General features: G+C 68.8%; 22 protein-coding genes and 2 pseudogenes. 12 read left to right on the top strand and 12 right to left on the bottom strand.

What is annotated here, in order from left to right; all coding sequences use genetic code 11:
• Positions 1-2: 2 nt before the first annotated feature.
• Positions 3-800 carry an alpha/beta fold hydrolase gene (locus AC07F3_RS40515; RefSeq protein WP_479119996.1) on the bottom strand — a complete coding sequence of 266 codons (798 nt, stop codon included), beginning with the start codon at positions 798-800 and terminating at the stop codon, positions 3-5.
• Positions 801-911: 111 nt separating this feature from the next.
• Between AC07F3_RS40515 and AC07F3_RS40510 the strand changes: the two genes are divergently transcribed.
• Positions 912-1334: a MarR family winged helix-turn-helix transcriptional regulator gene (locus tag AC07F3_RS40510; RefSeq protein ID WP_479119995.1), complete on the top strand. Its 423-nt coding sequence runs from the start codon at positions 912-914 to the stop codon at positions 1332-1334.
• A gap of 82 nt (positions 1335-1416) precedes the next feature.
• Positions 1417-1542: a hypothetical protein gene (locus tag AC07F3_RS40505; protein ID WP_479119993.1), complete on the top strand. Its 126-nt coding sequence runs from the start codon at positions 1417-1419 to the stop codon at positions 1540-1542.
• A 118-nt stretch (positions 1543-1660) separates the two neighbouring features.
• Here AC07F3_RS40505 and AC07F3_RS40500 read toward each other — a convergent pair whose 3' ends face one another.
• Complete coding sequence (locus tag AC07F3_RS40500) at positions 1661-2224, bottom strand: ricin-type beta-trefoil lectin domain protein (RefSeq protein WP_479119991.1); 564 nt, start codon at positions 2222-2224, stop codon at positions 1661-1663.
• A 197-nt stretch (positions 2225-2421) separates the two neighbouring features.
• Positions 2422-3474 carry a helix-turn-helix domain-containing protein gene (locus AC07F3_RS40495; protein WP_479119989.1) on the bottom strand — a complete coding sequence of 351 codons (1053 nt, stop codon included), beginning with the start codon at positions 3472-3474 and terminating at the stop codon, positions 2422-2424.
• 1656 nt (positions 3475-5130) lie between these two features.
• On the opposite strand from AC07F3_RS40495, the gene AC07F3_RS40490 reads away from it, so the two are divergent.
• Positions 5131-5283: an alpha/beta fold hydrolase gene (locus AC07F3_RS40490; protein ID WP_479119987.1), complete on the top strand. Its 153-nt coding sequence runs from the start codon at positions 5131-5133 to the stop codon at positions 5281-5283.
• 75 nt (positions 5284-5358) lie between these two features.
• On the opposite strand, the gene AC07F3_RS40485 is transcribed toward AC07F3_RS40490, so the two are convergent.
• Positions 5359-5838 carry a CGNR zinc finger domain-containing protein gene (locus AC07F3_RS40485; protein ID WP_479119986.1) on the bottom strand — a complete coding sequence of 160 codons (480 nt, stop codon included), beginning with the start codon at positions 5836-5838 and terminating at the stop codon, positions 5359-5361.
• A gap of 106 nt (positions 5839-5944) precedes the next feature.
• Here AC07F3_RS40485 and AC07F3_RS40480 point away from each other — a divergent pair, with 106 nt between their 5' ends.
• Positions 5945-6811: an alpha/beta fold hydrolase gene (locus AC07F3_RS40480; RefSeq protein WP_479119984.1), complete on the top strand. Its 867-nt coding sequence runs from the start codon at positions 5945-5947 to the stop codon at positions 6809-6811.
• Between the two features lie 1368 nt (positions 6812-8179).
• On the opposite strand, the gene AC07F3_RS40475 is transcribed toward AC07F3_RS40480, so the two are convergent.
• Entirely contained in the window at positions 8180-8614 is a 435-nt protein-coding gene (locus AC07F3_RS40475; protein ID WP_479119982.1) for a MarR family winged helix-turn-helix transcriptional regulator, read from the bottom strand.
• Positions 8615-8701: 87 nt separating this feature from the next.
• Here AC07F3_RS40475 and AC07F3_RS40470 point away from each other — a divergent pair, with 87 nt between their 5' ends.
• Both AC07F3_RS40470 and AC07F3_RS40465 read left to right on the top strand, forming a co-directional pair.
• Entirely contained in the window at positions 8702-10240 is a 1539-nt protein-coding gene (locus AC07F3_RS40470) for an MFS transporter (protein ID WP_479119981.1), read from the top strand.
• Between the two features lie 393 nt (positions 10241-10633).
• Entirely contained in the window at positions 10634-11215 is a 582-nt protein-coding gene (locus tag AC07F3_RS40465) for a fasciclin domain-containing protein (RefSeq protein ID WP_479119979.1), read from the top strand.
• Between the two features lie 1332 nt (positions 11216-12547).
• Here AC07F3_RS40465 and AC07F3_RS40460 read toward each other — a convergent pair.
• The 3 genes from AC07F3_RS40460 to AC07F3_RS40450 all read right to left on the bottom strand — a co-directional run bounded on the left by AC07F3_RS40460 (position 12548) and on the right by AC07F3_RS40450 (position 15249).
• Complete coding sequence (locus AC07F3_RS40460) at positions 12548-13708, bottom strand: acyltransferase family protein (protein ID WP_479119977.1); 1161 nt, start codon at positions 13706-13708, stop codon at positions 12548-12550.
• Between the two features lie 303 nt (positions 13709-14011).
• Positions 14012-14914 carry a hypothetical protein gene (locus AC07F3_RS40455; protein WP_479119975.1) on the bottom strand — a complete coding sequence of 301 codons (903 nt, stop codon included), beginning with the start codon at positions 14912-14914 and terminating at the stop codon, positions 14012-14014.
• The gene (locus AC07F3_RS40450; protein ID WP_479119973.1) at positions 14911-15249 is read right to left on the bottom strand and encodes a PadR family transcriptional regulator; all 339 of its coding nucleotides are present in this window, start codon (positions 15247-15249) and stop codon (positions 14911-14913) included. The genes AC07F3_RS40455 and AC07F3_RS40450 overlap by 4 nt, the downstream gene beginning before the upstream one ends.
• 285 nt (positions 15250-15534) lie before the next feature.
• Between AC07F3_RS40450 and AC07F3_RS40445 the strand changes: the two are divergent.
• Positions 15535-16100: pseudogene (locus tag AC07F3_RS40445) on the top strand (YbaK/EbsC family protein).
• 908 nt (positions 16101-17008) lie between these two features.
• Positions 17009-17338, top strand: coding sequence for a hypothetical protein (locus tag AC07F3_RS40440; RefSeq protein ID WP_479119972.1), 330 nt, complete (start codon positions 17009-17011; stop codon positions 17336-17338).
• 173 nt (positions 17339-17511) lie between these two features.
• Here the strand turns inward: AC07F3_RS40440 and AC07F3_RS40435 are convergent, their stop codons facing one another.
• On the bottom strand, positions 17512-17688 hold the full coding sequence (locus tag AC07F3_RS40435; protein WP_479119971.1) for an N-acetyltransferase family protein: 177 nt from the start codon (positions 17686-17688) through the stop codon (positions 17512-17514).
• An 11-nt stretch (positions 17689-17699) separates the two neighbouring features.
• On the opposite strand from AC07F3_RS40435, the gene AC07F3_RS40430 reads away from it, so the two are divergent.
• Positions 17700-17903 (top strand): hypothetical protein, encoded by a 204-nt coding sequence (locus AC07F3_RS40430; RefSeq protein ID WP_479119970.1) that lies wholly within the window; start codon positions 17700-17702, stop codon positions 17901-17903.
• Positions 17904-18150: 247 nt separating this feature from the next.
• Here AC07F3_RS40430 and AC07F3_RS40425 read toward each other — a convergent pair whose 3' ends face one another.
• Entirely contained in the window at positions 18151-18792 is a 642-nt protein-coding gene (locus AC07F3_RS40425) for a transglycosylase family protein (protein ID WP_479119969.1), read from the bottom strand.
• 993 nt (positions 18793-19785) lie between these two features.
• On the opposite strand from AC07F3_RS40425, the gene AC07F3_RS40420 reads away from it, so the two are divergent.
• From AC07F3_RS40420 to AC07F3_RS40410, 3 genes and pseudogenes are all read left to right on the top strand, one after another.
• Positions 19786-20112 carry a hypothetical protein gene (locus AC07F3_RS40420; protein ID WP_479119967.1) on the top strand — a complete coding sequence of 109 codons (327 nt, stop codon included), beginning with the start codon at positions 19786-19788 and terminating at the stop codon, positions 20110-20112.
• A gap of 259 nt (positions 20113-20371) precedes the next feature.
• Positions 20372-20689 carry a hypothetical protein gene (locus AC07F3_RS40415; RefSeq protein ID WP_479119965.1) on the top strand — a complete coding sequence of 106 codons (318 nt, stop codon included), beginning with the start codon at positions 20372-20374 and terminating at the stop codon, positions 20687-20689.
• Positions 20690-21033: 344 nt separating this feature from the next.
• A pseudogene (locus tag AC07F3_RS40410) lies at positions 21034-21576 on the top strand (TipAS antibiotic-recognition domain-containing protein); the annotation flags it as partial.
• 42 nt (positions 21577-21618) lie between these two features.
• Here the strand turns inward: AC07F3_RS40410 and AC07F3_RS40405 are convergent.
• Complete coding sequence (locus AC07F3_RS40405) at positions 21619-22392, bottom strand: hypothetical protein (RefSeq protein ID WP_479119964.1); 774 nt, start codon at positions 22390-22392, stop codon at positions 21619-21621.
• 215 nt (positions 22393-22607) lie between these two features.
• The gene (locus AC07F3_RS40400) at positions 22608-24821 is read right to left on the bottom strand and encodes a hypothetical protein (RefSeq protein WP_479119963.1); all 2214 of its coding nucleotides are present in this window, start codon (positions 24819-24821) and stop codon (positions 22608-22610) included.
• Positions 24822-25372 lie beyond the last annotated feature (551 nt).

Raw genomic sequence — 25372 nt, 5'->3', positions numbered from 1 at the left:
CATCACCGGCCGAGGTCGAGCAGTGCGCCGAGCAGTTCCTCGGGCGTCTCGACCTGCGGCAGGTGCCCAGTGCGGGAGAGCAGGGTGAACGTCGCCATCGGGATGGCTGCGGCATAGGCGCGCCCGTAGGCGGGGGTGACGATGCGATCGCTCTCACCCCACAGCACATGGACCGGCAGGTGCAGGTCGCCAAGCCGTCCGGCGAGCGTCGGGTCCGACATCGTGGGACCGGTGTAGCCGATCAGGGCGCGCACGTCCGGACCCGGACCGCTGCCGCCGGCGTTCGGCGGGACCGGTGCCTTGTTCGGATCGTGGAAGGAGAGGGCCTGGAGCTGCGCCGGGGTCAGGCCGGTGACGTCGGCCGGCGGGTGATCCTCAACCTGGATGCCGATGCCGTCGATGATGACCGCGCCGCTGACGCGGGGGCTGCGCAGCAGGGCTATCTCGGCCGCCAGCCAGCCTCCGAAGGAGTTGCCGACCAGCGTCACGTCCTGCAGATCGAGTTGGTCCAGCAGTGCAACGTAGGCGCGGGCCAGTGCGGTGACGTCGGTCAGTGTGTCGGGCTTCGGCGTGTCGTTGAAGCCGGGGTGGGTGGGCAGAAGGACGCGGGAGTGGGTCCGCTCGGCGAGCAGGTCGGCGAAGCCCGCCATGGTCGCCGGCCCGCCTCCGCCGTGCAGGAGCAGGAAGGGCCGTGTGCGGTCGCGGTCCTGGAGTGTGATCTCGGTCGGGCCGTCTGATCCGACGTCGACGGTGCGTGTGCGGGTGGGCCGGAGGGTGCCGGCCGGTACGGGTGCGCTCATCGTTCCAACTCTCTTCGCGAGGTTCACGGGTCCACAACGAGCTATATCAGGAACCTTATATCAGGATGCTTATATAAGCAACCTGAGTTCTCCCGGGTTACGATCTCCCCTATGAAGCACCGCCCAGCAGAGGTCGCCCTGGCAGTCAAGCGCCTGCAGTACCGTCACCATCGCGCGCTCAGCCGCGCCCTGGCCCCGCTCGGACTCTCCCTCGTGCAGTGGGACACCCTTCGGCACCTGCACCAGCAGCCGGATGCCTCACTGCACGACCTGGCCGTGCTGACCTTCCAGACCGACCAGTCCTTTGGCTCCCTTGCGGCCCGTATGGCCGACCGCGGCCTGATCGAACGCGTCCCGGGGCCCGGCAGGGCGGTCAGGCACCGGCTCACCCAGGAGGGCGAGCGCTTGCGCGCAGCAGGACAGGAGGTGGCCGAGGCCATCGTCGAGTCCTCGTTCAGTGCCCTCTCGCCTGCCCAGGTCGACCAACTCGGTGACCTGCTGGACGCCGCCCTCAGCCCCGACCCCACCGCGTAGCCACGCCCTCGGCGCGCAACGGGTCGATCTGTCTGCCGTGCCCGTAGCGGACCTTGGTCGTGGTCATGCAAGGAGTTCCCCGTTGCGATCGGTCCTCGACAACAAGACGCGCTGCCAGGACCTCGGCGTCGCCTACTTCACGCGCCGTGTCCGCGAACGCGATATCCGGCAGGTGAACCCCGGCAGGCCCTCTGAGCCGCTGCGCTGAGGGCTTCGAAGCGGGCGGTGAGGCCGAGGCGATTCGCTTCCTGGGCCATCCGGCACATGCCGCGAGGCGGCGTCCGCTGCTGACGCCGCCCTTTTGCTGCGATTGATCATCCAGGGGGCTATATTGTCCCGTTGTAGCCTACGATGCTCCAGTTCTGGTTGGCGTTCCCTCCGAAGTTGCAGTCCCAGACCTGGAGTTGTGCGACTTGGCCGGACGGGTCGTCGAGGCAACGTCCGGACTGCGGGTTGTAGAGCGACTGGCCGATGATCCGCCAGACCTGCGCGCCGGTGCCGTTGCAGTCCCAGATCTGGACCGGACTGCCATTGCTCGCGTGGTCCCCGCCGACGTCTATGCAGATCGGCCGGTAGCTCACCCATCCGCTCTGGATCGTGTTGCTGCTGATCTCGTAGGACCACTGCTGGTTGTCGGCGTTGTGGCAGGGGTACGCGAGGATGGCCTCGCCGTCGGGCGCGATGTTGCCCGCGAGGTCAACGCAGTTGGCCGGGTTGTTGGCGAGGGCGTAGATTTTCCCCCATTGCGGGGCGCCCGGCGGTACCACCTCGGCGCGGGCCGGGGTCGGGATCGCGGTCAGGAGCAGCGCGGCTAGCGCCGCGAGCAGCATGACGAGCCGGCTCGCTCTGCCGCTCGGTACCGACCAGGTCATTGTTGTGAGTGCTGGCATGTGTCACCTCTTGGATTGACCCGTGGCTTGGGCGGGTGATCGGTGCGGGCGGTGGCTGGGTGTTCCAGCGCCCTGGATGTCCGCTGCTCACGGTAGGGAGCCCGGTGTCCCCGGCGCTTGAACCACCGCGCCGTGCTGATGGAATATCAGCGCCACAGCATGGGCGAGACCGTCCTGGGCCCGGTGGCTGACAGCCATCAGGTCGCGGTGCGCGACGGCCTGTGGTCCTGTGGACAGGACTGGCGTGCGAACTCGCCGGGTGTCTGGCCGTACTGGGCCTTGAAGGCCCGGATGAAGTGGCTGCTGTCGGCGAACTGCCAGTAGGCGGCGAGTGCCGAGATGCTCGGCCTGCTGCCGGCAGGGGCGAGGAGTAGGAGCCGGGCGCGTTCAAGTCTGCGGCGGCGGATGTATCCGGCGATGGTGTCCTCCGCCATGGCGAACGCACGCTGCAAGGTCCGTGCCGACACGCTGAGTTCACGGGCGAGCAGCGCCGGCGAGAGGTCGCCGTCGGCGAGCCGACTGTCCGCGAGGTCCCGCGCAGCCTGGGCCAGCGCGAGCCCCAGCGCTGGCTCGGTGCCGTCGGCCCGCTGCCGCACGACCCCGTTGACCAGCTCGACCAGGGCACCCCTGGCGGCATTCATGCCGCCAGGGGTGAGCTCCTGTGCGGTCTGCTCCACCAGGTGGACGTGAGCCATGAGCAGACGCATCTCGGCCGAGGCCGCAGAGCCGGTGAAGAGCCGGTCGCGGACCGGTGGCCCAACGGCAGTGGCGGGCAGGATCAACACTGTTGCTGCCGTGCGGCGCGCCACCTCGAGCGTCGGCGGACCGGACCGCTGGAGCATGAAGCCCCCTGCCGCAATGACGAGTTCGCCATCCCGCTGCCGGGTGAACGTCCAGGAATTGCGCCGGACCACGTGCAGCAGTATCTGGTCGTCGGCATAATCGGATGCGGCTCTGTTGGTGCCGATGAGTGATTCGGCGTGAACGTCGGCGATCACCGAGTCGTGTGCCTTGACGGCACGCACGCTGATCCTGAAGTCACCCCCGGCACCCGGCGTGAAGGCGGGTGCCGGATAGGCTTCGCCGACCTGTGCCTCCCATCCACGCCGGAAGAGGGCGAAGCCCTGCTCAGCCGGGCCCGGCGCGGTGACGTCAGAGGTGAAGGTCCCATTGGGCTGGGGCTGGTCTGTCACCGTGTAGGTCGCCTCGCTTCCCCTCACGACGCTGATCGTCCTCCGGGCCGGCACCACAGTTCAACCCTACGCACCGCCTGTCCAGCGTGGGTGGAGCCGGAGAGACGTACAAGCCTGGTAACCAGACTTCCGGCCCGGCATTCTGCGTGACGCCGCTGCCGTCCGGCCTGCCGGTGGCGATCGCGCGGCGGCAGCGTGAAGGAGGAACAGCCTGGGCGCGAAAGGATCCTGAAAGCATCTTCTTCCTGAGGCGGCGTTGACCTGGAAGGCGGCTACGCGGAACTACGTTCAGGTCTGACGGAACGGACGCGAGGCTGTAACTCCTTACCGTCGCCATATTGCTCGCGGGCCCCGCCTTCACCGCCAGCACGGTGATCGCCGCGCACTAGGGTGGTGCGGCCGCCTGCCCTGCTGTATCGCTCCTCGACGCCTCGGTCGGCCAGACCATCGTCACCCCGCAGGTCAAGCAGGACCTCAAGCGGATGGCACTGCGCTCGCCATGGCCCGGTGTGGGGTGCGGGACACCGGCGCTCTGTCTGGAATGGGGGAGTCCGTAGCGTTGCTGCCTTGTCCCGGCCGTGTTGGGGTGGATTCCTTGGGGTGGGCGGTCGCCGTTCCGCTCGGGGTGCGGTACGACATGCGGGCCAGGAGTGTGTCCTGGGGTGCCGCCGCCTCGCTCTTCGCCGTCATGAGGAGTTCACCGCCATGTATGAAACCAAGGCGCGGCTCGTCGACTCGCTGGGGAAGGCTCCGGGTAGTTACGAGTTGAGTTGGCGGTCATTCCGTTGAACAGCGCCACGGTCGCCCAAATCAAGTCGGGGGCCGGTCACACGGTCCTGCCCCTCGACCTGGGGCAGCGCATGCCGGAGGAGGACGTTCAGACCGTCATCGGGGCGCGGGCCGAGTCGGCCCCGGTGGTGGTCCAAGATGTTCTCCGCGTGCGGTGGAGCGGGAAGCACCGGTGCGTGTGCGAGAGCGATGATTTCCCGCCGCATCTCCAGTCGTCGCGGACGGCCGGGGCTGCCTGACGGTCCAGTTGCGGCACGAACGTTGACCCGGTTCGGGAATGGCCGGGCCCCCTTGTACTCCTTCGAGGCGAATGTCGCCGGCCGGTCCGGACGGGGGTCGGTCCGGTCGGCGGCCGCCGCGTCTCGCCTTGACTTGAGGGCGCGTAATTGGCGGGCCTGGTGAGTCTGGGGGCAAGTGCGCGGGAGGCAGGGGTGCAGGTGCGGCTGAGTCGCTACGGGCTGCTCGCCGAGGGGCTGGTGGTGGACCAGGAGCATGAGCCCGGGGACGATTCTTCGACGCCCGTCATCGAGTTCACCGATCAGCAGGGCCGGCCCGTCAGGTTCCGGCCCCCCACGACGGCGACGGGGCTGGCCCTCGGAGCCCATGTACCGTTCGCCTACCTGCCTGGAAGGCCGAAAGCGCACGGGTGTTCACCTGGAAGTACCGCCTACACCGGATCTTCGGCCTGTTCTTTGGAGCCGTGATCTTCCTCGACGTCGCGGCTGGGTGCCTGCTCACCCAATGAGCCTGCTCTCCCTCCTCGTTGTCACCGACGGATCCACCACCAGACCTGCCACAGGGCCCATCGGACCAGCCCTGTTGAGGCACACCGGGCATCCGACCGCCGCCGTGCGTCCCGGTCCTCGACAACGGCCGGGGCTCATCCCGGCTCGTGCGGAGTCCTGGTGGGGCTACGAGTCGGCCATGAAGCTACTCGAAGACGACTTCGAGGTGTTCGTCGTGGACCTGCGCGGCCAGGGCCGCTTCACGCGCACACCAGGGCGCTACACCCGCAACAACATGGGCAACGACCTGGTCCGGTTCACTCCGGGTGCATCCAACACTCGGTCGTCGTAAGCGGCCTTTCCCTCCGGCGGCGTCATCGCGCCCTGGCTGTCCGCGTACGCGCCGCCCCGCATGCTCCGCGGGCGGTCAGCGGGTGCGTTCGTAGTGGCGGCGTGCTTTTTCGCGGTTGCCGCAGACGGCCATGGAGCACCAGCGGGCGCGGTTGGCGCGGCTGCGGTCGAGCAGGAACAGTCGGCACTCGTCGTTGGCGCAGGGGCGTAGCCGGCCGGGCATTTGCTTCTCGGTGGCGGCCCAGGCGAGGACCATCTCGACGGCGAGCCGGGCGTGCGGGGGACTCTTGACCGTCCACTGAAGACCATCCGAAGTGATCTCCGGGATCTGACGGACTCCTTCGAGCAGCGGCTTCAGCGCGTCGGGCGCGCGTTCCCCGCATACGACGTCCCGCAGGGCGTCCCGGGCCGCGCGCAGCAGCGCCAGTTCCGCGAGGCTGCCCTCGCCGCCGTGCTCCCGTGCCCAGCGTCTGCCTGTGGCCGGGTCGTCGAGCGCGTCCCGTTCCTCGCCGTTGACCAGTGGCCTGCTGTTGAGCAGGTCCAGCAGCGTGTCCATCAGACGCCACTCTCCCTCTAACCGGATCAAGTTGTTTGACAGGTTAGCCCATTCCGTGCTTGCGTGACGAGTAGCTAACCGGATAAAATAATCGAAGGGGTTAGAAATGAGCTCGGTGCACCACCGGACCGCCACCATCGACGGCCATGAGATCTTCTACCGCGAGGCCGGACCCTCTGACGCCCCCGCGATCGTCCTGCTGCACGGCTACCCGACCAGCTCGTTCATGTTCCGCGAGCTCATCCCGCTGCTGGCCGACGACTACCACGTCGTCGCCCCGGACCACCTCGGCTTCGGCCACTCCGACACCCCCCTCGTAGGGGAGTTCACCTACACCTTCGACACCCTCGCCGAACTCACCTCCGGACTGCTCGACCAACTGGGCCTGGACCGCTACGCCCTCTACGTCCAGGACTACGGCGCCCCCATCGGATGGCGCCTCGCGCTCAAGCACCCCGGACGAATCTCCGCCCTCGTCACCCAGAATGGCAACGGCTACGAGGACGGTTTCGTCGAGTCGTTCTGGACCGACGTCTGGGCCTACGGGGCGAACCCCGGCCCCGACACCGAACCTGCCGTCCGCGCCGCGCTGAGCGTCGACGCCATCCGCTGGCAGTACCTGCACGGCGTGCCCGACCCGAGCCTGGTCAGCCCGGACACCTGGGAGCACGACTTCGCCCTCGTCTCACGCGAGGGCAACGACGAGGTCCAGCTGGCGCTGTTCCGCGACTACCAGAACAACCGCCCGCTCTACCCGCTGCTCCACGAATTCCTACGCACCAGTGAAATCCCCGTGCTCGCCGTGTGGGGCCGCAACGACGAAATCTTCGGCCCGGCCGGCGCGCGAGCCTTCGCCCGTGACGCCAAGGACGCCGAAATCCATCTGATCGACGGCGGTCACTTCCTGCTGGAGAGCCACCTGGACGTCGTCGCGGGATACATGCGCGGCTTCCTCGGGCAGGTACTGGGCTGAAGCACAGTGATCGGTGCGCGCAGAGGCTCTCGGAAGGGTGCCTGATCACTGGTGAGGGCGGGCTACCGTCCACCGTGGCGAGGACGATGACGCAGGGCTGTGAACGACGCCGGGGCGGTCTCGTCGAGCCGAGCGAGCATCCCTGCGGCGGCATCGGTGGGAAGACCAGCATCCGCGCTGGGCCGTCCCCCCGCACAGCAGGGCAGTCACGCGCCACCCGTGCCGCTGACCCGCACGCGCCGGACGGGCCGTTCAGGGACCGTTATGGAGCCCGGCCGTTGGCCCGCGCGACCGCTCCGGGTGTACCGCTCAAGGCCCGCGAAGGCGTGGCGCGCGACCTCGGGCCGACCCTGGCAGCGTGACGGGGCATCCGTTGCCTCGACCACGGGCGGACTTGGCCGGTCAGGGCTGATGCGGTCACACGCGGTCGGCCTGTACTGCGCCCAAGTCAGCACGCTGGCGAATGGGGAGATCGACTCAGCAGGCCTGCCCCACCTCAGAGCGCGGGTGGGGATTTTCAGCGGTGGCACTGGTGTCCGGGCACGCGGTGAGGCGTTGGAATGGTGTTCCCGACCTACCACGCGGATCAGCGGTCGGCGCGGGCACGACTGCATCTGCTGTCGGACCAGTCGGTCCGGGCTCGCTCGCGTATCCGCGGTGGAACGGTTCTCATACACGCGTTGTTGTGCTCAACGAGGGGCACTGTCCACTGGTCACCGCGGCAGGGAGCGAGCCCAGTTGCGGACGTGGATGCCAATTGGCCAGCACGTGGCCGGTTGGCGACTTCGCCCGCGGGGTCCGGCGAGCGGGCCTGAGTGTCTGTCTGGGATTTCTGGGCCCCTGCGGACAGCGTCACCGCCGTGGTGTGCCCGTCACCTGCCCGATGAGGTCTCGTTTTCGTGGTGTGACTATCTCTCGCGTGGCCGTGCGTTGTGGTGTTGCAGCGTCGGCTGCTCTGCTTCCTCTGTCCCTTCCGGTCTCCGCGGGCGCGACGGACGTCATTGGCGTGGGGAACAGTGCCCACAACAACAGCTGCAGCAACCAGGGCGGGACTGCGGCCTCTGCTGCCACTGGATTCGCCTCGGGCACGGTGAGTGACCTTGTCGCGGCTGCTCCCGTCGTCATCCCCACCAACCAGTGCGGCAGCCTCGGATCCGCTCTCGCCGACTCCGCAGTGGAGAACGTCGCCAACTGCTCGGCCGTCATCGGGGCATCGACTTGTGCCGGCAACAACTCCCAGACCGGTGGTGCCTTTGCGGGCGGCACCGCAAGCGGAGGGGGTTCCATCGGATGAGCTTGAATCGCTGGCCTGCGGAAGACTGAACGCGGCATAACGGGCGTCCTTCGACGGCCGGCTGGCGGCTGGGCTCAGCGGCAGGCTTCGGAGATACCTGCGAGCCAGTCGCGGACCGCGCCTCGCTGCTCCGGTGTGAACAGGGCCTCCAGTTCGGCTTCGCGGCGGTCGACGGCGATGCGAGCCTCTGCCAAGCGCGCCCGTCCTGACTCGGTGACATGGATCTGATGGACACGCCGGTCAGCCGGATTCGGGCGCCGTTCGATCAGCCCCTCCCGTTCGAGACCGCCGAGCATCTCGTTGGCGGCCTGCCGGGAACTCGCCACCTCCCGAGCCACGTCCGCGACTGACATCCCGGGCTGCGCCTCGGCCATCATCAGGGTGGCGTACTGCGAGGTCGACAGCCCAAATTCCTTGAGCTCCGCTCCGATTACCGACCGCATGTTCAGCCAGGCCTTGCGGACCATGAAGGTCAGCGACCCGACCGCGTCCTGGTGGCAATCCAACACTCAGCCCTCCTCGGGGATCGACAGGTTCCTGACGATTGTGTCACGATGCAGAACGTCAGGTTCTTGACGATCGTACCGAAGGTTTCCATGACGACGCCTCCGACGTTGCCGAAGTCCCGGCAGCAGTTGATCCTTGCCGTACTCCTGTTGTCCTCGCTGCTGATCTGGCTGGACAACACCATCCTCACCACCACCTTCGAAACCCTCTCGGACCCGGTCCGCGGCCTGGGCGCCAGCCCCGGCCAACTGCAGTGGGCCACCGGCTCGTACACCCTGGTCTTCGCCACCTTGATGTTCACCTCCGGTGCGCTGGGGGACCGCTTCGGCCACCGGACGGTGCTCGCCACCGGGATGGCGGTCTTCGCCGGCGCCTCGGTGTGGGCGGCGTACGCGGGCGACGCGGACCAACTGATCGCCGCTCGGGCCGTGATGGGCATAGGCAGCGCGCTGATCATGCCCGCGCAGATGGCCATCCTCATGTGGACCTTCAGCGGTCCCGCCCGGGCGACCGCGATCGGTATCTCTTCGACGTCCGCCGGCGTCGGAATCGCCGCGGGCCCGCTGCTGGGCGGCGTCCTCCTTGGCCACTTCTGGTGGGGATCGGTCTTCCTGGTCAACATCCCGATCGCGGCGCTGTCGCTGATCGGGATCGCCACGCTGGTCCCGAACTTCCGCAGCCCCGCCCCGCGTCCACTGGACCCTGCCGGACTGCTGCTGTCGATCAGCGGGCTTGCCTTCCTGGCCTACGGGCTGATCCACGCGGGGCAGCTGGCCTCCTGGAGCCCGGTGTCGGTCTGGGGCTCGATCGCCGTCGGAGTAGTCCTGCTGACCGGCTTCGTGCTCGTCGAACTGCGCCATCGGCAGCCCAGCTTCGACCCCCGACTGCTAGCCCAGCGCATGTTCGGCCTCGCCAACGCGGCGCTCGGGCTGCTGATGTTGGCTCTGACCGCCGCCAGCTTCTACGGTGCCTTCTACCTGCAGGGCGCACGCGACTTCTCGCCACTGCAGGCGGGCCTGGCGTTCTCCCCGACCGCGCTCGGGGCGATCGTGGGGGCGCCGCTCGGCGTCCGGCTGGCCCGCCGCTCGACGCTCCGCGTAGTCACCGCGACGGCGCTGACTACGGCGGGGCTGGCCATGGGCTGCAATATGCTTTTCGGGCTGCATACCCCGCTGGCCTTCAACGAGACCGCCTACATGATCCAGGGCCTGTCCATCGGTATGGTGATCGGCCCGGTGACGGGGGGACTCATGAGCGCCCTGCCGCTGGAACGAGCCGGCTCCGGATCGGCCGTCCTCAACACCGTCCGCCAGAGCGGCAGTCTGCTGGGGATCGCGGTGGGCGGCACGATCACGTCGCTCGCCTACCAGCACGCGGTCGACGGCTCGCTGAGCGGGTACCCCGGGCAGGTACAGGCCCAGGCGCGCATTTCCGCCGAGCAGGCCCGGCACGCCGCCGCCGTGACCCACCAGCCTGACCTGGTACGCGTCGCCAACGACGCGTTCATCAAGGCCATGCACATCAGCGCCGCCTGGACCATGCTGATCGCCCTCAGCGGCGCGCTCCTGCTGGTGATCGCCCTGCGTCCGGACCGCCAACCCGCGGAGCCGGTACCGGAGCCGGTCTGACTTCCTCATCTCGGCGACGGAACACCGTTGCACCCGTCGCCGAGACCAACGAGATCCGTCACGAGACGGTGGCAGCGCGACCGTGCGCTGATCTGGGTGGCGCCCTACGACGGGATCGCTGCGCCAGGCGGGCCAGCAAGGCCGAGTCGACCAGACGGGCCTCGGCAGCATCGCCAGGCTGCCGATCCACGAGCGGTTCTCCCGCCGGGTATTTCGCCCCAACTCTGCAATTCGGCCAATCCGGCGTGCAGGGGGCATCGAATCTCCAGTGCGGCGTGTGATGGAACGTGAGCTTCAGCCCGCGCCACCGGGCGCCGGGCGCTTTGCGTGTCCGGTCCCCCGCACCTCCTTCCGAAGGAGGCGGTCCGCGCCGCGACGCTGGAGGAACGAGTCATGAACAGCATCCGGATCAGGCGCTCGGTGCTCGTCGGTGCCGTCGCCGTAGCGTTTCCGCTCTCCTTCGCCGTGATGCCGCTCGCGGCGTCCGCGGACACCATGCCGGGACCGTTTGGCCCGGCCTGCGCGAGCGTGCCCCAGCAGGGCGCCGGCAGCTTCGACGGCATGGCCAAGGACCCCGTCGCCACGGCCGCCTCCCACAACCCGGCCCTGTCTACCCTGGTCGCCGCGGTCAACAAGGCCGGCCTCGTGGACACCCTCAACAACGCGAAGAACATCACCGTCTTCGCCCCCACCAACGACGCGTTCAGCAAGATCCCGAAGAACACCCTCGACAAGGCCATGAACGACAAGGCACTACTCACCAAGATCCTCACCTACCACGTGGTGGGCCAGAAGATCACCCCGGACAAACTCGCCAAGGGCAGCTTCAAGACCCTTGAGGGAGCCACCCTTACCACCTCGGGCTCTGCCACCTCCTACAAGGTCAACGGCAGCGCCAGCATCGTGTGCGGCGACGTACCCACCGCCAACGCCACCGTCTACATCATCGACACCGTCCTCATGCCCTCTTCCTGACAACGCCCACGGGGCCGGCCTCCTGGAGTCCGGCCCCATACAGGCCGGCTGTCCTCGGTCGGCGAATGCGATCGGTCCGCTCAAGGCCGAGCCGTTGAAGCTCGACGGCCCTGGAATCCACTGTCCGGGCGTTCGCCAAGCCGAGCACGTCGGCCATTGCAACCATGGACGACCCCATGGAGATGAAAGTCGCGCCCTGCCTGTGTCAGGGTTGGCCTCCCTGAACCGGCCGGGCTCGGTGACGCACTCCCTACAACCCCGGGGGTGCGGCCACCCCCTGACCTGGAACCCGGGAGCCGAAGCGCCTTGGGAAGATCTGCCGGTTGCGCAGTCCGCGCTGCCGGCCGCGGCGCGAGGACGGTCGGCCGACGATGGCGAGACGGAGCAGATCGCATCCGCGCCAACCATGCACCCCATGAAGCAACGCAACGGTCCGCGCGCCCGAGCGCGGACTGCGGCCCACATGCCTGCGGGGTCACGTTGCGAGACACCGACAGCCTCGGCGGCGCAGGGGAACACCAGCTGTGCGCAGGCATCTGCGGACCATGTCGGAGCCACGTGTCCCGTGATGTGCAGGAGCCGTCGGTCAACTACACAGGCAAAGAACAGCGCATGGGCTCGTGCAACAAATACCCCCTCCTGGGTTCCGGCTGGGACGGGCCGGGGTCCTGGTACAACAACCAGACTAAGCCCTGGATGATCGCGTACATGTGGGACAAGCGCGGCAACTACGTCTACAGCGACCAGGGCCCGGACTCGCACGAAACCCATGGAAACGGGGCGCCGGTCTGGTCGGTCACCAACTGCTCACCGGCGGCGGGCCGGGGGATGGCAGGGGGGTGCTGGGTGAGGCTCCCCTGCCATGACGGCGGCCCACGTCCGGTGGTTCGCCGGCGCGGATGAGTTCATCCCGGACGGGGTTCGGGCCCGACTCGCAATGGTATGTGTGTTGTTGTGCCCGTATCCGAGCAAGCGGTAGCGGTGGGCGATGAGGGCTGCGGCAGCTAGCTTGCGGGAACGTGGTGGTGTCTGAGCGGTTGCGTGGATGCTCTGCGTGAGGTCACTGCCTGGCCCGGTTCAGTTGAGCCTTCCGGGACTTCCTCACGGCGGTGGCCAGGGGATGACGGTGACGAAGGTGGTGACAGCGCGAGCGAGGGCGCTCGGGCAGGTGGCACCGCCGAGGCCGGCTCGCAGTGGTGCCGGCCAGCAGCTCGACGTTGCAACGCGGATCGTCGTCGACGGGGCGGGCAAGGGGCGCATGTCGCCGCTGGTGCCTGCCCGTGGGCTACCCGGTCCGTGCCAGTCCGGGGTCCGATCACCGCGTTGCACCCGTCAGGCGGGGGTGGTCGGCCTGGAGGTGGGGTTGAGAGCGGTGGTGAGGTGGCGACGCAGCAGGGGGCCGAATTTGCGGTCGACCAATCGGTTCAGGAGGGCGGCCAGCAGGAAGGAGAGGAGGAGTCCGAGGGCAATGGAGGGGAGCAGGTCGAGGCCGGGGGTGGTTTTGAGGATGCCGCGGGTGAGGGGTATGCCCAGGCTTTGGTGGACGAGGTAGAAGGGGTAGGTCAGGGTGCCCGCGTAGACGAGGACGCGTCCTTGGAGGTGCCGCAGGGGGCCGGGGCCGGTCAGGATGAGCAGGAGAAGGAAGACGGTGAGGGCGCCTGCGCTGACCGTCCAGCTGGAACTGGCGTGTGCGGCGACACGGTTGTCGAGGACGGTGAGGGTGTAGCACCAGGCGAAGCCGGCCAGGAGCCACAGCAGCAGGTTGGGGCCGAAGCGGTGCATCAGGTAGAGCGCGATGCCGGTCACGAAGAGTCCGGCGTACTGGCTGAGCAGGATCTCCTCCAGCACGGTGGAGTGCAGTTCGCGGCCGATGGCGGCCAGGACGAGCCAGAGGAACCCGAAGGCGATGGCACGCTGGTAGGTCAGCCCGACGAGCAGCAGGGCGGCCATGAGCAGGTAGAACCGGGCTTCCACCCACAGGGTCCAGGCCACACCGGCCGTGAAGTCCACGTCCAGCGGGCTGGGAATCATCGTCAGGTTGCCGAGAGTGGTGCGCAGGTCGGTTGGTGCTCCGGAGCGCTGTCCCGCCAGTACGGTGACGGTGCCCAGGGCCACGATGATCAGAACGACCGCCCAGTAAAGAGGGAAGAGCCGGGCGATGCGGGAGACGGCGAACTGCGCGGGGCCACGGTCCCAGCAGCTCATGCAGATGACAAAGCCGCTGATGAGGAAGAACGCCTCGACGCCGAGCCAGCCGTAGCCGCTGACGGCGTGGAGCACGGGTGCCGCCTGCGGCAGGTCATAGGCTTCGCCCCAGAAGCGGGGGGTGGGGGTGCCGAGATAGTGGTAGGCCGCCACCGCCGCTGCCGCGAGCAGCCGTAGGCCGTCAACTCCGGCCAGCCGGCTGCCTCCCTCAGGCGCACGGGGTGTGCGTTTCCTCGCGGCGTCCGAGGGCCGGGGCAGGCCGTGAGCGGGGTCGGTGCGTACGGGCATGGCAGAAGAACTCCTGTGGGAAGGAAGCCGATCGAAGAAAAGCCGTGGGCAGGGCCTGCGTACTGATCTGTCCTGCAGGGCAGGAGCCGGGCGGTGTCCGCCGCTACCGGCCCACGACCGCACCGTCGCGGCCGGGCGGCATTCAGCAACCGGGGTCTGCCGGTGCCCGGGCTCCTCGGGCTTGGGCCCGGCTGCGGGACGGCGCAGCGTGTCTACAGCCATGGCCTGAAGGCCGTGGGCGCGTGCGCGGTTGACATCAGCCTGACTGTGGAGCTGGCGCCGCGGATGACAACTCCTGGAGGGTCAGGCCGGGTTCGCCGTGTTGGCGCCGCCGCGGCGGCGCAGCCGCAGGACCACGGCGGCGACGGCGACGGCACCGAGGGCCGTCACAACCTCCTCGGGCCGCACCCATCCGGAGAAGTGCATCGTGGCGACGAAGGGCGCTGCGGCGCATACGAGTTGAGCGCTGGTGCGGATCCCCGCGAAGGCGCGGGGGCCTGCCAGGTACAGCGCTGCCACCAGCGGGACGCCGTACCGCCAGGGGAGGAGCAGACCGATCCCCAGGGGGTCGATCACGGCGACGGCGGCGACCGCGAGAACGGCCCAGACCGCGATCGCGAACACGCCCGCACGGCCACGCACCCGACGGGCCGGACGCAGGTCGGGCGGACAGGCCAGGGGGAGCGCGGCGCTCACGACCGGAGCGAGCAGGAACCCCGCCACATTCCATGTCACAGCAGACGGGACGGGCCAGACCTGGATGAGGAACGCCACCGAGCTGCCCAGCGCCCCGGCCACCGCGCAGAGCACCCCCGATCGGTAGCTCCCAGCCAGCGCGACCACCGCGCCGATCAGGGTCAGCAGGTAGAAGCCGTCTATGAGGGTCACGAGCGGGCCCAGGCCGCCAGCGGTCCCCGCAGCGCGCATGACGTACCAATCGGCGATGCTCCCATGGAGATTGAAGGCGGCATACGAGGCGGTGGCCGCAAGGCCGAAGGGGGCGGCGGCAGCGAAGAGCCGGCCGCCCGGGTGCGCGGAGCCGACCCCGAGACGCAGGCGCAGGGCGTGGGCGGCCACGTCGGCGGCCTCCCGGATCCGGGCACCCCGGCCTGCCCCTTCGACCGCCTCCCGGTAGGACTCGGCTATCTCCTCACCGAACGCGCGGCGGAAGCCCGCTGGATACAGATACAGCAACACGGGGTTCACGCGGTGGCCGCCTTGCCGCCGGCACGCAGACGCCGGGCGGCCTCCCGCGCGGTGGCCGCGATGCGCTCCGCCTCGGCCGCCAGGCTCGCACGGCCGCAAGCCGTCAGCGAGTAGGTGCGCCGCAGGCGGCTGTCGACGACCTCTTCCTTGTGGACCTCGATCAGCCCCTGCTGCAAAAGACGCTCCAGCGCCCCGTAGAGCGTCCCGGTCCGCATCTTCACCCGTCCGCCCGAGATCAGTTCCACCTCCCGGGCCAGGGCGTACCCGTGACGCGGCTCGTCGGCGAGCGCGGTGAGGAGGAGCAGGGTCGGTTCCTGCATCGCACGATCAGTCATGACACCAGAGTATGCCGTTCACCGACGTATGCTGCCAACCGGCCCTCGCGCCGGGGCTCGCGCCGTGGGCAGGAACCGCAGCACCGCGCCTCGCCCCAAGGGCCCAGCCAGCACGCAAGATCAGGCAACCGGGCAAGGGGGGAGGCGGAGCGGACCGCCCTGTTACGGCATGCCCTGATCGCAAGGGGCCCCCTGGCCTGCCATCTTCGGGGGACGCCTTCAACCGGGTCTGGCCTCGGCGGGAGGACCGTGCTAAGCGACCGAATGCTGCCTGGGAGTCCGTCCATGGCCAGATCTGTTGCTGCCCCCTTGGGTAATTTCGGCGTCGCCCGCCTCGCGCTGGACGTCCTTGACGATCTCGCCTCGCCGGTGGCGGGCGCTCTCACGAGCTGGGGCGACCAAGAGGCGGCCCGGGCAGTCCTTTACGTGGACACTGATCCCGCCAAGGCCGACACCGCGGTCTTTGCCGAGGCGTACGGCGTCCCGCTCAATGCCTCTGCGAACTGTGTCGTGGTGGCCGCCAAGCGCGGTGGCGACACCACGCTCGCCGCGTGCCTCGTGCTCGCCGGCGCCCGGGTCGATGTGAACAACACCGTGCGCAAGTACCTCGGTTCCCCCGTACGGCATCGTTCGCGCCCACGGAGGTTGCCGTGACTCAGAGCGGAATGGATTACGGCGGCATCACACCCATCGGCCTGCCGTCGTCCTGGCCGCTGCTCATCGACGCGGCGGCGGTGGACACTCCGTTCGTCCTGGTCGGCAGCGGCCGGCGCCGCGGCAAGCTGATCGTCCCCGGCTGGGCCTTCGCACAACTTCCCAGAGCCGAGGTTCTCCAGAGCCTGGCCCTTTGACGCATCCCGCCGACGGATGGACCATGTCGCGGCCGCCGGGTGTGAGACCACGTTCGGCGGAGTTGTGGGTGTCAGCCGTTGGTGTCACGACCCTACGAAGTGACTGAAGCGCCGTTGAACCGGCGTTTTGTGGGCCTCTGGGGTGACCGCGGTCACGGCTTGCACGTGTAGAAGACGTACATGAGCCCCTCCGAGCCAATCCCGGTGCATGCCCACAGCATGAACTTCGTGAAGGGCGCCCCCGCTATGCCCCTGTCGCCATCCGCTGAACATGTTTCCGCCGCGGGTGACGCCCTGCCCGGAGACCCCGCTGCCGATCGTCTGCCTTCATCAGGCACGACCCCGAAGCCTGCGCACCTGAGTGGCCGGCCGGAGCGAGCGCTGGCGATGTCTGCGGAGTTCCTTCACCTCCCCGTGTTCGGCGGAGGGCTGGGCCCCGTGGGCACCGACCCTGGCCCACCTCCCGTGCGCCGCGCGCCCGTCGCTTCCCGGCAGGTTTGTGTCACAGAGGGCGGCGCTGGTCGGTCTCACCGGGGCCTTGAGCAGGATCCGGTATCTCGACGTCATTCACCCTCGCGGGGAGTCGAGCGCGATCTCGGACGTGGTCTTGTTTCCGCAGGGATCGAGTTCCACGGTGGCCGGTGTCTTCTCCCGGTTGCCGCCTGCCACTTGTGCTGGGTTGTCTGAGGAGAGGCCATAGGTGACGCGCACACGGTCGTGAGGCTGCAGTCCGGCCGCCGGCGCGTTGCGCTGGGTCGTGGCAAGGAGCTAGTTGGACTGGGGGATGGGGCAGGCAGGACGTCCTTGCCACTTGACCCGATGAACCCGTCGGCACCAAGCGCCGCCGCGGGGCGCCTGAAGTCCCGCCCACCTGTTACGTCAGGAGGCCCACCAGGTTGGATGGGTCCATGGTGAGACAGAAGCGGGCGAAGAAGAGGCGGCCTCCGCTCGGCATGCCGAGGGGCATCGTCCTGCTGGCGACGCCGGACGGCTGGCGCCACCGTGTCCTGACCGTGGACGGCGGGATGTATTGCGTGCGCCTCACCGGCGTTCCGGTCACCGCCGACCCGGCCGAGGCACGGATCGCCGCGGCGGCCATGGTTGTGGGACTTGCGCAGGATTTCCACGACGCGCGCGTCGACGTGTCCTGGGGCCCGCCTCGGGAGGACGGGGCATGGATCGCCCAGATCACCGTCGCCGCGCCCCCACCGGACGTCCTTGGTCGAACCGCAAGCTGAGAACGGGGCGGTCCAGAACGGCTGCGACGCTGTGATCACACCAGCCGCGCTGTGATCGTTTCACTGCGGCGGTTGGGCAGGAGGGCGTCATCCGCCCTCCTCTGCGTCGGCGAACCGGCAACGCCACCACAGGATGCGCTCCCGAGCGCGGGCCTGTCGCCAATCCAACGACGTCAGTCTGCCGTGGCCTTGCCTGTGTCCTTGCTCAACAGGGCCCCGCGGGGCCGGAACCCCGCCGCGGAGTAGAAGCGAATGGCTTGCTCGTTGTGCGCGAAGATGCCGGCGTACACCAGCACGACACCGCGGTTCGCGGCGGCTTCCTGCGCCGCGCTCAGCAGAGCGGCTCCCACCCTCGGCCGCGATGCTCATCCAGTACAACGGTGTGGAGCTCGGCCGCGCGCCGTGGAACCAGAATCTGATGGTCGGGGGATCCGCCAGCTCAACCACCGCCACCATGGCCGCCACCTCGCCCGCGACCTCGGCGACCAGGATCAACACGCCGGACTCGGCGGCCAGCGCCTCCTCGAAATGCCTGCGCACGGCCGCGTCGTCGGGCACGCGGTAGATAGCCGGGGCGAGTTGCACGTGCTGCTCAGCGTTGGCGAGACGCAAACGGACACCGCTGGCCTTGAGGGTAGGAGTGGTCGGACGGCTGGCAGAACATCCGGGCAGTCCAACGGAGCCTGCGGGCGACAAGCCGTCTTGGTCGACTGCTTGTGCCAGCGAGCTCCGTCGGTCTCCGCGTGGTGACCATCATCCCCTGCACGATCTGCAACATCGTGGACTATGGCCTTGAGGGAACAGTCGATGGCTCACAGCGAGAGACGCTGTCCGGGCAGGATGCGGTTCGGGTCAGTGCCGATGACGGACCTGTTGTTGTGGTAGAGCGTCTTCCAGAGGGTGTGGTGCGCCACGGCGATACTCATGAGTGTGTCACCGGGGCGCACCGTGTAGGCGCCGACTCCGGATGCGTTCGGGGCTGCGGCGTGCCGCGCCGCGGGCGCCCCCTGCGGCTTGGAGGGCTTGGCCTGTGCGGCGACAAGCGCCCCCGCCGCAGGGGCGCTGCCGTAGGCCCCCGCCTGGCGCGAGCAGACCGGCCAGGCGCCCCAGCCCTGCGAGTGCTGGACCTTGGTGGCGATGGCGATCTGCTGGGCCCTGCTGGCCCTGTCGGCGGTGGAGGCGTACGCCCCGCCGCCGTGCGCCCGCCAGGTCCTGGCGGCGAACTGGAGCCCGCCGTAGTAGCCGTTGCCGGTGTTGATGTGCCAGTTTCCGCCGCTCTCGCACTGGGCGATACGGTCCCACATATCACCACCATGAGCCTCGGACCGCTCTGCCGTCCCCAGACTCAGTGAGCCGACCGCTAAGGCGACAATGGCCAAACTGAAGCGGCGGGACCTCCCCCTTCCTGCAAGGCCGCCTCGGCCGGCCGTTTCTGCTGCCGCGGAACAAGTCATGTGAGCCCCCATCTGTTGCTAGTGGTGTCCCCTCACGTGGGCCCGGTGCAGTTCACAAGTTCTCTTCTGCCACGCACCTTGCGAGAGGGGATGGTTTTCATTTCGGTAGAGGCAACCACCCTTCCCGGCCTCCGGGACAGAGCGCGTCGGCCGCCCACCAGCTGCCGTCTGCACCATCGAGGCCGTACTGTTCCCCCGATCGAATGAACTGGCTGGCTGGCGGTTTAGCACAGGGAACGGACCTCAAAGGTCTTTGCGGGAGGTAGGTATTGGCCCGAAATCCAGCCAGGCCAGAGGCCTGGTGTCACCCAGTGCAGCCCTCCCTGGGTTGAACGCGTGCCTGTCAAGTGGGCATGCGAACCAAAGCACTTCCGTCTGAGGTGAGTCACAGACCACGGTCGAGTACATCCACCGGCATGGCTGCGCCACACGCGCCGCTGCTGCCGAGCGATCGAGGCGCACCGTCAGGCCGCGCCGCCTCCCCGGACTGACGAAGGAACTCGATTCCCGAGCGCGACGTCGTCGCGGGCGATGCGCCGGCCCCGATCGGGCAGGCCCGCGTCCAGCGTCGCCGCCTGGCCGCGGGCCATCGAGGCCGCCGCGCTGCGCCGGGCCGCCGGGCCTACGCCGAACGCGCCGGGGCGGCCATGCCCTCGGCGCCTCGCCCTCGGCAGGCAGCCGGTGAGGTGGCATGAGCGGGCCTCGTGATGAGGCGAACACCGATACCGTGAGCAGCAACTCTCGTGAAGGGAAGGTGACTTCGCTTCCCAGTTCACGCCCTGCGTGAGTCAGCTGCCCCGACCTCGACGACTGTCATCCCCAGCCCCTGCGGCCACCTACACCCGGGTATGTCCGGTTCCGTGCTGGTGCACGCCGTGCCCTGTCCGGGACGCTGACGGGACCAACCTCATGCCGAAAGGGGCATGACAAAACTCGTTGGGGGAGCCCATGAGGAGGAAAACGCGTCACGCCCTTGCAGTGGTGCTGGGGGCCGTGACGGCGGTTGTGATGACGGTCGGCCCTGCCCAGGCGAAGGCAGCCGACCCGTGGGCCAACTGCCCGGACGGAGCCGTCTGCCTGTACCCCGAGGGCCAGGACCCCGCTCAGTCGCCCAGCCAGGAGTTCTGGAGCTACGGTGCTCACAATCTCAGCGGCCAGTACAACTGGCACTGGATCCTCAACAACCAGTACGGCGGCGCACACGCGAAGCTGTGCGACGGCTACAACGGGACCGGATACTGCCACGGCGACATGGCACCACAGAACGGCTGGTGGGCCTACTTCACACCGATCAACTCGGTCGTGCTCTACCTGCCGTGAGCCGGCGGGGCCGCTCGTCCGCACGGGCGGCCCCCAGCCCGCGCGCTTTTTCACGCCGCCTGCAGGCCCTACACGAGCCGCCCGCGGGGGGAAGGGCGGAGATCCCACTGTCGGCGTGTCCAACGCGCAGCCCGGCTCCCGGGGTCACGGTCCTACCCCCGGGCGGTTCGCGCACGGGAGCAGGAGCGCTGGGCGGTGGCCAGTTCATCGGTCGGCGGGCCGGTGCCTGGGCAGACAGCGCGCTTTTGCTGTGCGGTCTGTGACTGGTGAAGACGAGCGCCTCCAGCAAGTGCGCCAGGCCTTGGAGACGGCGGGGTTCGAGCAGCTGGGCCAGGAAGCGAAGGGACTTGACCTGACGGTGGAAGACGACGCCGTGCTGCTGGACTGGCACGCCGATGAACTCCCGCGCCTGGCAGATCACCTGCACGGGCACGAGCCGGGCTTACACCCGAATCGCCTGCAGGGCGGCATCCGCGACGCCCTCTACATGGCCGTGACCGCAGTACTGGCCCCGACCGGCTACGACATCGGCGTACAGACGGATGGACAGCTGCGCATCACCCGCAGGGCCGCCTGACCAGGCTCGCCCCGCTCCCGGAATGTCAGCATGGTGGCGTTGTGGACGGAGTGCGGTCCCGGCCGCCGCTTCGAGGACGGCCCGCTCTGCAGACGGTGCGGGCGGGCCGCGTACGGCGGCCGGGACGCTGGGCCGGGGCGTGCAAGCCCGGTCAGGCCAGCGGCTGGCTCCGGCTGGGGGCACGCCCGGTGGGCCGGCCGTGTTCACGGTGGGCCGTCGAGCGGAGCCCGACCGGCAGCGGCCCGACCACCGTGCGTTGGACGAGCGCCTGAAGCGGGTGTGGCCAGGCTCCCCGTGTTCCTGAGTCTCGCCTGCGGGCGGCGTCCGTTCCGCTCGGGGTGCAGGAGCAGGTCGACGAGGTGGAAGCGCTGCGTGACCACCACCGGCGGCTGCTCGCCGAACGCGACTGCCTCAACGCCCTGCCCGGCACCGTCTCACACACGATCGCCGAACAGGAACAGTCCAGGAAGGACGGTCGAGCCGTGACGATCAACCGACCGGAGAACCTGTTCGAGGGAGCGACGCCCGCCCAATACCAGCAGACCGTGCGCGACTTTTCCGAGGACGCCCCGGCGGTAGCGCGCCGGGTCACCGCGATGAGCCCGCACGACATCGAGGCCGGACAGTGCCGGCGCACGGCACAGATGATCAAGCTGGCCGAACTCGTGGCTGGCGGGCACCGTGCCGACGCGGACCCGGTACAGGCCGAGATCCACGCCCAATATCAGCCCCTGACCGCGCTGCGCACCGTGACCGCCGGCGAGTACCGGGCCGTGCGCCGCTGCTGCGTGGACAACGAGGCCTGGCGCGCCGCGTACGAGGAGATCGCTCCGGGCCTGGCCGCGTTCCAGCGTGACGCCATCGAGGCCTGTGCCGCCACCTGGCTGAACCGACCACAGTGCGACTGCCGTTCGGCGGCTTTCGGCGGTTCATCGCGGTGGGCTCGGATCAGCTCCGAGTTTGAGGTCGTGGCAGTTGTGTTCGCCGGGTAGGAGCGGGCGGGTGTGCAGAAGGAACGTCGAGCCTTCGCTCGTCCACAGGGAGTCTGGCCGGGCGGAGGCCAGCAGATGGCGGGCGTGGTCGAGGTCGGCGCCACGCAGTACCGTGCAGGAGCCGCCGTTGACGTGCTCTCCGGCCGTCAGTGGATTGAGCGGCCACGGCCGGGCGCCCGGTGCTGTCCCGGTTCCCTGGACCGTCGCGGTCACGGCGAGCTCAGAGTAGGCGTACGGGGCGGGACCGCCCGTGCGGTCGGTGGCCGGGAGCTGGTCCGGGGTGAAGGCGGCGAGGCGTGCGATGTCGCCTCGGCGCCCCTTTTCGGCGGCGTCGGGCAGGACGACCTTGGTCACCACGTGCCGTTCCGCGACGCCGAGGACGACGACAAGACCTGGTGCGTCGGGCGCGGCCCTGTCGTAGGTGTGCGGCTGATCGAGGCCCGCCTTGAGAGCACTCCGGTAGAGCCGCTTGACGGCCCGTTCGGTGAGAAGCTGGACCTCAACTCCTCTCAGGGCGCCGGTGGTTGGGCCCGGAGTGTAAATCCTGCTGTCCCCGTACAGTGCGAAGTCCGGCAGCGGTGCGCCGGCGGGGGCCGGTGAGCTGGGATAGTGCTGGGCCCGCAAAACCAGAGCCTCGGCGCCGCGTGGCACGGGAGTGTCGGCGATTCGCGCACCCGTGCCGCAGCCCGTCAGCAGCAGGGCCAACGGCACAGCCGGAATCAGGAGACGGCGCGCGGTACGTGAGAAGGGGGACACGGGTTCGGACGTGCCGCGCCGAGGTCCGGTTCCCACTCTCGTCCCCCTTCTCTTCTGTTCTGTTCTCTTCCGTACGCGTGGGTGGGCCGTGGTGCGTACGGACCGATGGCCTCCCGCTCCGTACGCACCGATGACACTGACTGGAGCTACCAGTCAGCTGTGGCCCACAGTTATGACGTGGCCAGGGCGAGGGTGTAGGTCCCGCTTCCCGCCTTGTTGACCAGGACCACCCCGTAGCAGCCGGCGGCCGGTGCGGTGTAGGTGAACGACTCGGCCTTGCCCGGGCCCTGCCCGCCCGCCTTGGCCGCCGCGAAGGCGCGCGGCTGCACCCAGGTGCTCGACTGGGCCGGGTCCGACGCCATCAGGAACAGTTCGGCGTCCTGGCTCGGGTCCGACGGGGTCGCCGTGATCGTCGCCTTCGTGTTGGCCGGCACGCACAGGTCCCGGACCGTCACGATGCTGTCGGGCGCGGTCATGGCGATGGCCTCGCTCGGCTGCATCTGGCGGGCCCCCTGGGAAAGCTGGATCCTGTATTCGCCGGTGCTGCCCGTGGTGTCCACGCGGGGGTAGATCTCGCCGAGCGGCCGGTGGTTGGAATCGACGGCCACGAAGTCGACGACGTCCTGGCCGTCCGCGCTCTTGGCCAGAAGCTGCTTCTGGTCACGGTCTCCGTACATCTCCAGGGAGAGCGAACCGCCCGCAGGCGGCCGCACCGCCGTCACCGACCAGAAGACGACGTTTGTCGCGTAGTGGTAGTTCTGCTGTGCCGGGTTTGGCGCGGGCCGGGTCAGCGTCTGGTTGTCGGCGAGGGGGTTACGGAAGCCGTAGTCGATCGTGTTCTGGTAGAGGCTCCCCTGCACCGGGTCGGAGACGTTGTAGCCCTTCTGGCCGCGCAGGTTCCAGAAGTCGTGGAAGGTGGCGGAGAAGCCGGCCAGGAGTGTGTCCCAGATGTGGCCGGGCGCGCCCTCACCGTAGTCGTCCCAGTACTTCTCATAGCCGGTGTCGGCGATGTCGTTCAGTGCGCCCGCGACCCGGCCCTCCACGGTGTCGCCGTCCTGCCAGTTGGCGGTGCCCCACGTGTGGTTCTCCAGATCGAGCTTGATCTTGTTGTGCGTGTCCACGTACTCCGGGTCGTGGTAGACGGCCGCCTGGTACCAGTCGGCGAAGCCCTCGGTCCAGGCGCAGCCGGTGGAGGAGGTGGACGTGAGGTAGTGGGGGCCGCAGTTGGGGGCGGCCGGGAAGTGGTCGCCGTAGACGTCGTCCATCACGGCGTGCCCGGTTTCGTGGACGACCACGGAACGCGAGTCGGGGTCGGGTCCGGTCAGATAGACGTGCTTGTCGTCTGTGCTGTAGAAGGTGCCCTTGGTCGAGGTGGGGCTCCAGTTGTAGGGGATCTGCCGGCAATCGTGGTCGTGGGCGCTCCAGCAGGCGCCAGGCGTCCAGGACTTGGCGTCATTCGCCTCGTCGAAGATGTGCAGGGACGGCATCAGGTTGGCGTCGGCCGGTTGCAGGAACCCGACGTCCGTGGTTGTTCCGTCGCCGACGTTCGTGAAGGTCTGGCTCACGAACTGGTACACGTCGTCGTTCGTATTGCGGACGGACCACTGTCCGTTCTCGGCTACGAACCGGATGTAGTCGTCCTCGCCGCCCGCGCCGGAGGAGCAGACCTGGTAATGGCCGGTGCTGTCGGTGATCGTGGTACCGAGCGTCTCGTCGCCGTACCAGTGCTTGGCGCGCAGCTGTACCTGCAGGTTGATGGACGGGTGCGAGGTTCCCGCCGGGAAGTCGTAGTTGTAGCTGCCCTTGAAGCAGGTCAGTGCGCCCGCGCGGACGGTTCCGCTCCTGCTGTTGTCCGCGGCGTGCCGGGACGCGTCGGATATTTGGTCCCTCTTCGCCAACTCCACCTTCTTGTACGGAAGGTCTGGGGTAGCGCGTCGCGGGGTGATCCCAGCGGGCACCGTGGTGGAGTCCGAGATTCCCTTGGCGGGTGCGCGGTAGCCGAGCAGGGACTGCGACGGGGTGCGGCCAACGGTGACGAAGGTGCGGACGGCACCGGAGTCCGTGCCGTCCCCCTTGGTGCCGCTCACCCGCACGTCCACCGGCGCGGCTCCGGCCGCCTTGGCGCGTACCGTGCCCTCGAAGTGCCGGGTCGCGCCGGGGGTGAGAGTGACTTGGCCCTGCGCGCGGTCCAGCGGGCCGACCGGTAGCGGGGCCGCCGAGTCCAGATGTTGCACCGAGAGCCCTTCGGGGGCGGCTGCCCAGCTCAGCGTGCCCGGCAGGTCCGCCTCGATGCGGGCGTCGGACAGGGCGGCCTGCGCGGTGACGTCGATGGAGATTTTCGCTGTCCCGCCGACCGCGGGAGCACGGTCCAGCTTCGTGACCACACGTACGCAACGAGCCCATTCACCTTGTGCGAAGCTGCACTTGGGCGCCGCCGGCTTGGCCTTGCCGACATCCTGAGCGGCGGGGACGCCCGCCGCGGCAGTGCCGCCGAACACGAGCGTGAGTCCGGCCCCCAGGGCCACGGCCCCGCGCAGTCCGGTTAAGCCGTGTAAAGGTCTGCCTTTCATGTGTCTCCTCGCAGGGCACGGCCGTGAGACGCGCGCAGCCGTGCGGACGGGTGAGCCCAGAAGGAACAGACGAAGGCGGCCATGGTGTGCCGGCGCACCCCTGCCTCCCCCGAAGCACACAACATTGGTCCTGACTGACGACCCCCGAACGTAGCCACCAACACCACTCCCGACAACCCGTCCTTCCGGCGAAATCGAGACAGAAGCAAATCCCCCAACGTGCTTCACAGAAAAGGGAGTTGAGTGAATGATCGGTGGTGGACGTGAAGGGGGAGTGTCCAATAGACGGCGGATCCGATGATCAAGGAGACGCCTGATGAGTGAGACCATGACCGAGCACGGGGCCGTGGAGGAGCCGGTCGTCG

This window comes from Streptomyces sp. NPDC045846, assembly GCF_056431605.1.
Note: the sequence above shows the minus strand (reverse complement) of the source record. Positions and strands in the feature narration are given on the sequence as shown.

What these genes read in the sequence shown, in the direction of transcription:
- AC07F3_RS40510 (WP_479119995.1), top strand. Translation starts at nt 912, where the DNA reads ATGAAGCACCGCCCAGCAGAGGTCGCCCTGGCAGTCAAGCGCCTGCAG.
- AC07F3_RS40480 (WP_479119984.1), top strand. Translation starts at nt 5,945, where the DNA reads ATGAGCTCGGTGCACCACCGGACCGCCACCATCGACGGCCATGAGATC.
- AC07F3_RS40515 (WP_479119996.1), bottom strand. Translation starts at nt 800, where the DNA reads ATGAGCGCACCCGTACCGGCCGGCACCCTCCGGCCCACCCGCACACGC.
- AC07F3_RS40500 (WP_479119991.1), bottom strand. Translation starts at nt 2,224, where the DNA reads ATGCCAGCACTCACAACAATGACCTGGTCGGTACCGAGCGGCAGAGCG.
- AC07F3_RS40485 (WP_479119986.1), bottom strand. Translation starts at nt 5,838, where the DNA reads ATGGACACGCTGCTGGACCTGCTCAACAGCAGGCCACTGGTCAACGGC.
- AC07F3_RS40440 (WP_479119972.1), top strand. Translation starts at nt 17,009, where the DNA reads ATGGTGAGACAGAAGCGGGCGAAGAAGAGGCGGCCTCCGCTCGGCATG.
- AC07F3_RS40430 (WP_479119970.1), top strand. Translation starts at nt 17,700, where the DNA reads ATGCTCATCCAGTACAACGGTGTGGAGCTCGGCCGCGCGCCGTGGAAC.
- AC07F3_RS40460 (WP_479119977.1), bottom strand. Translation starts at nt 13,708, where the DNA reads ATGCCCGTACGCACCGACCCCGCTCACGGCCTGCCCCGGCCCTCGGAC.
- AC07F3_RS40490 (WP_479119987.1), top strand. Translation starts at nt 5,131, where the DNA reads ATGAAGCTACTCGAAGACGACTTCGAGGTGTTCGTCGTGGACCTGCGC.
- AC07F3_RS40425 (WP_479119969.1), bottom strand. Translation starts at nt 18,792, where the DNA reads ATGACTTGTTCCGCGGCAGCAGAAACGGCCGGCCGAGGCGGCCTTGCA.
- AC07F3_RS40465 (WP_479119979.1), top strand. Translation starts at nt 10,634, where the DNA reads ATGAACAGCATCCGGATCAGGCGCTCGGTGCTCGTCGGTGCCGTCGCC.
- AC07F3_RS40450 (WP_479119973.1), bottom strand. Translation starts at nt 15,249, where the DNA reads ATGACTGATCGTGCGATGCAGGAACCGACCCTGCTCCTCCTCACCGCG.
- AC07F3_RS40470 (WP_479119981.1), top strand. Translation starts at nt 8,702, where the DNA reads ATGACGACGCCTCCGACGTTGCCGAAGTCCCGGCAGCAGTTGATCCTT.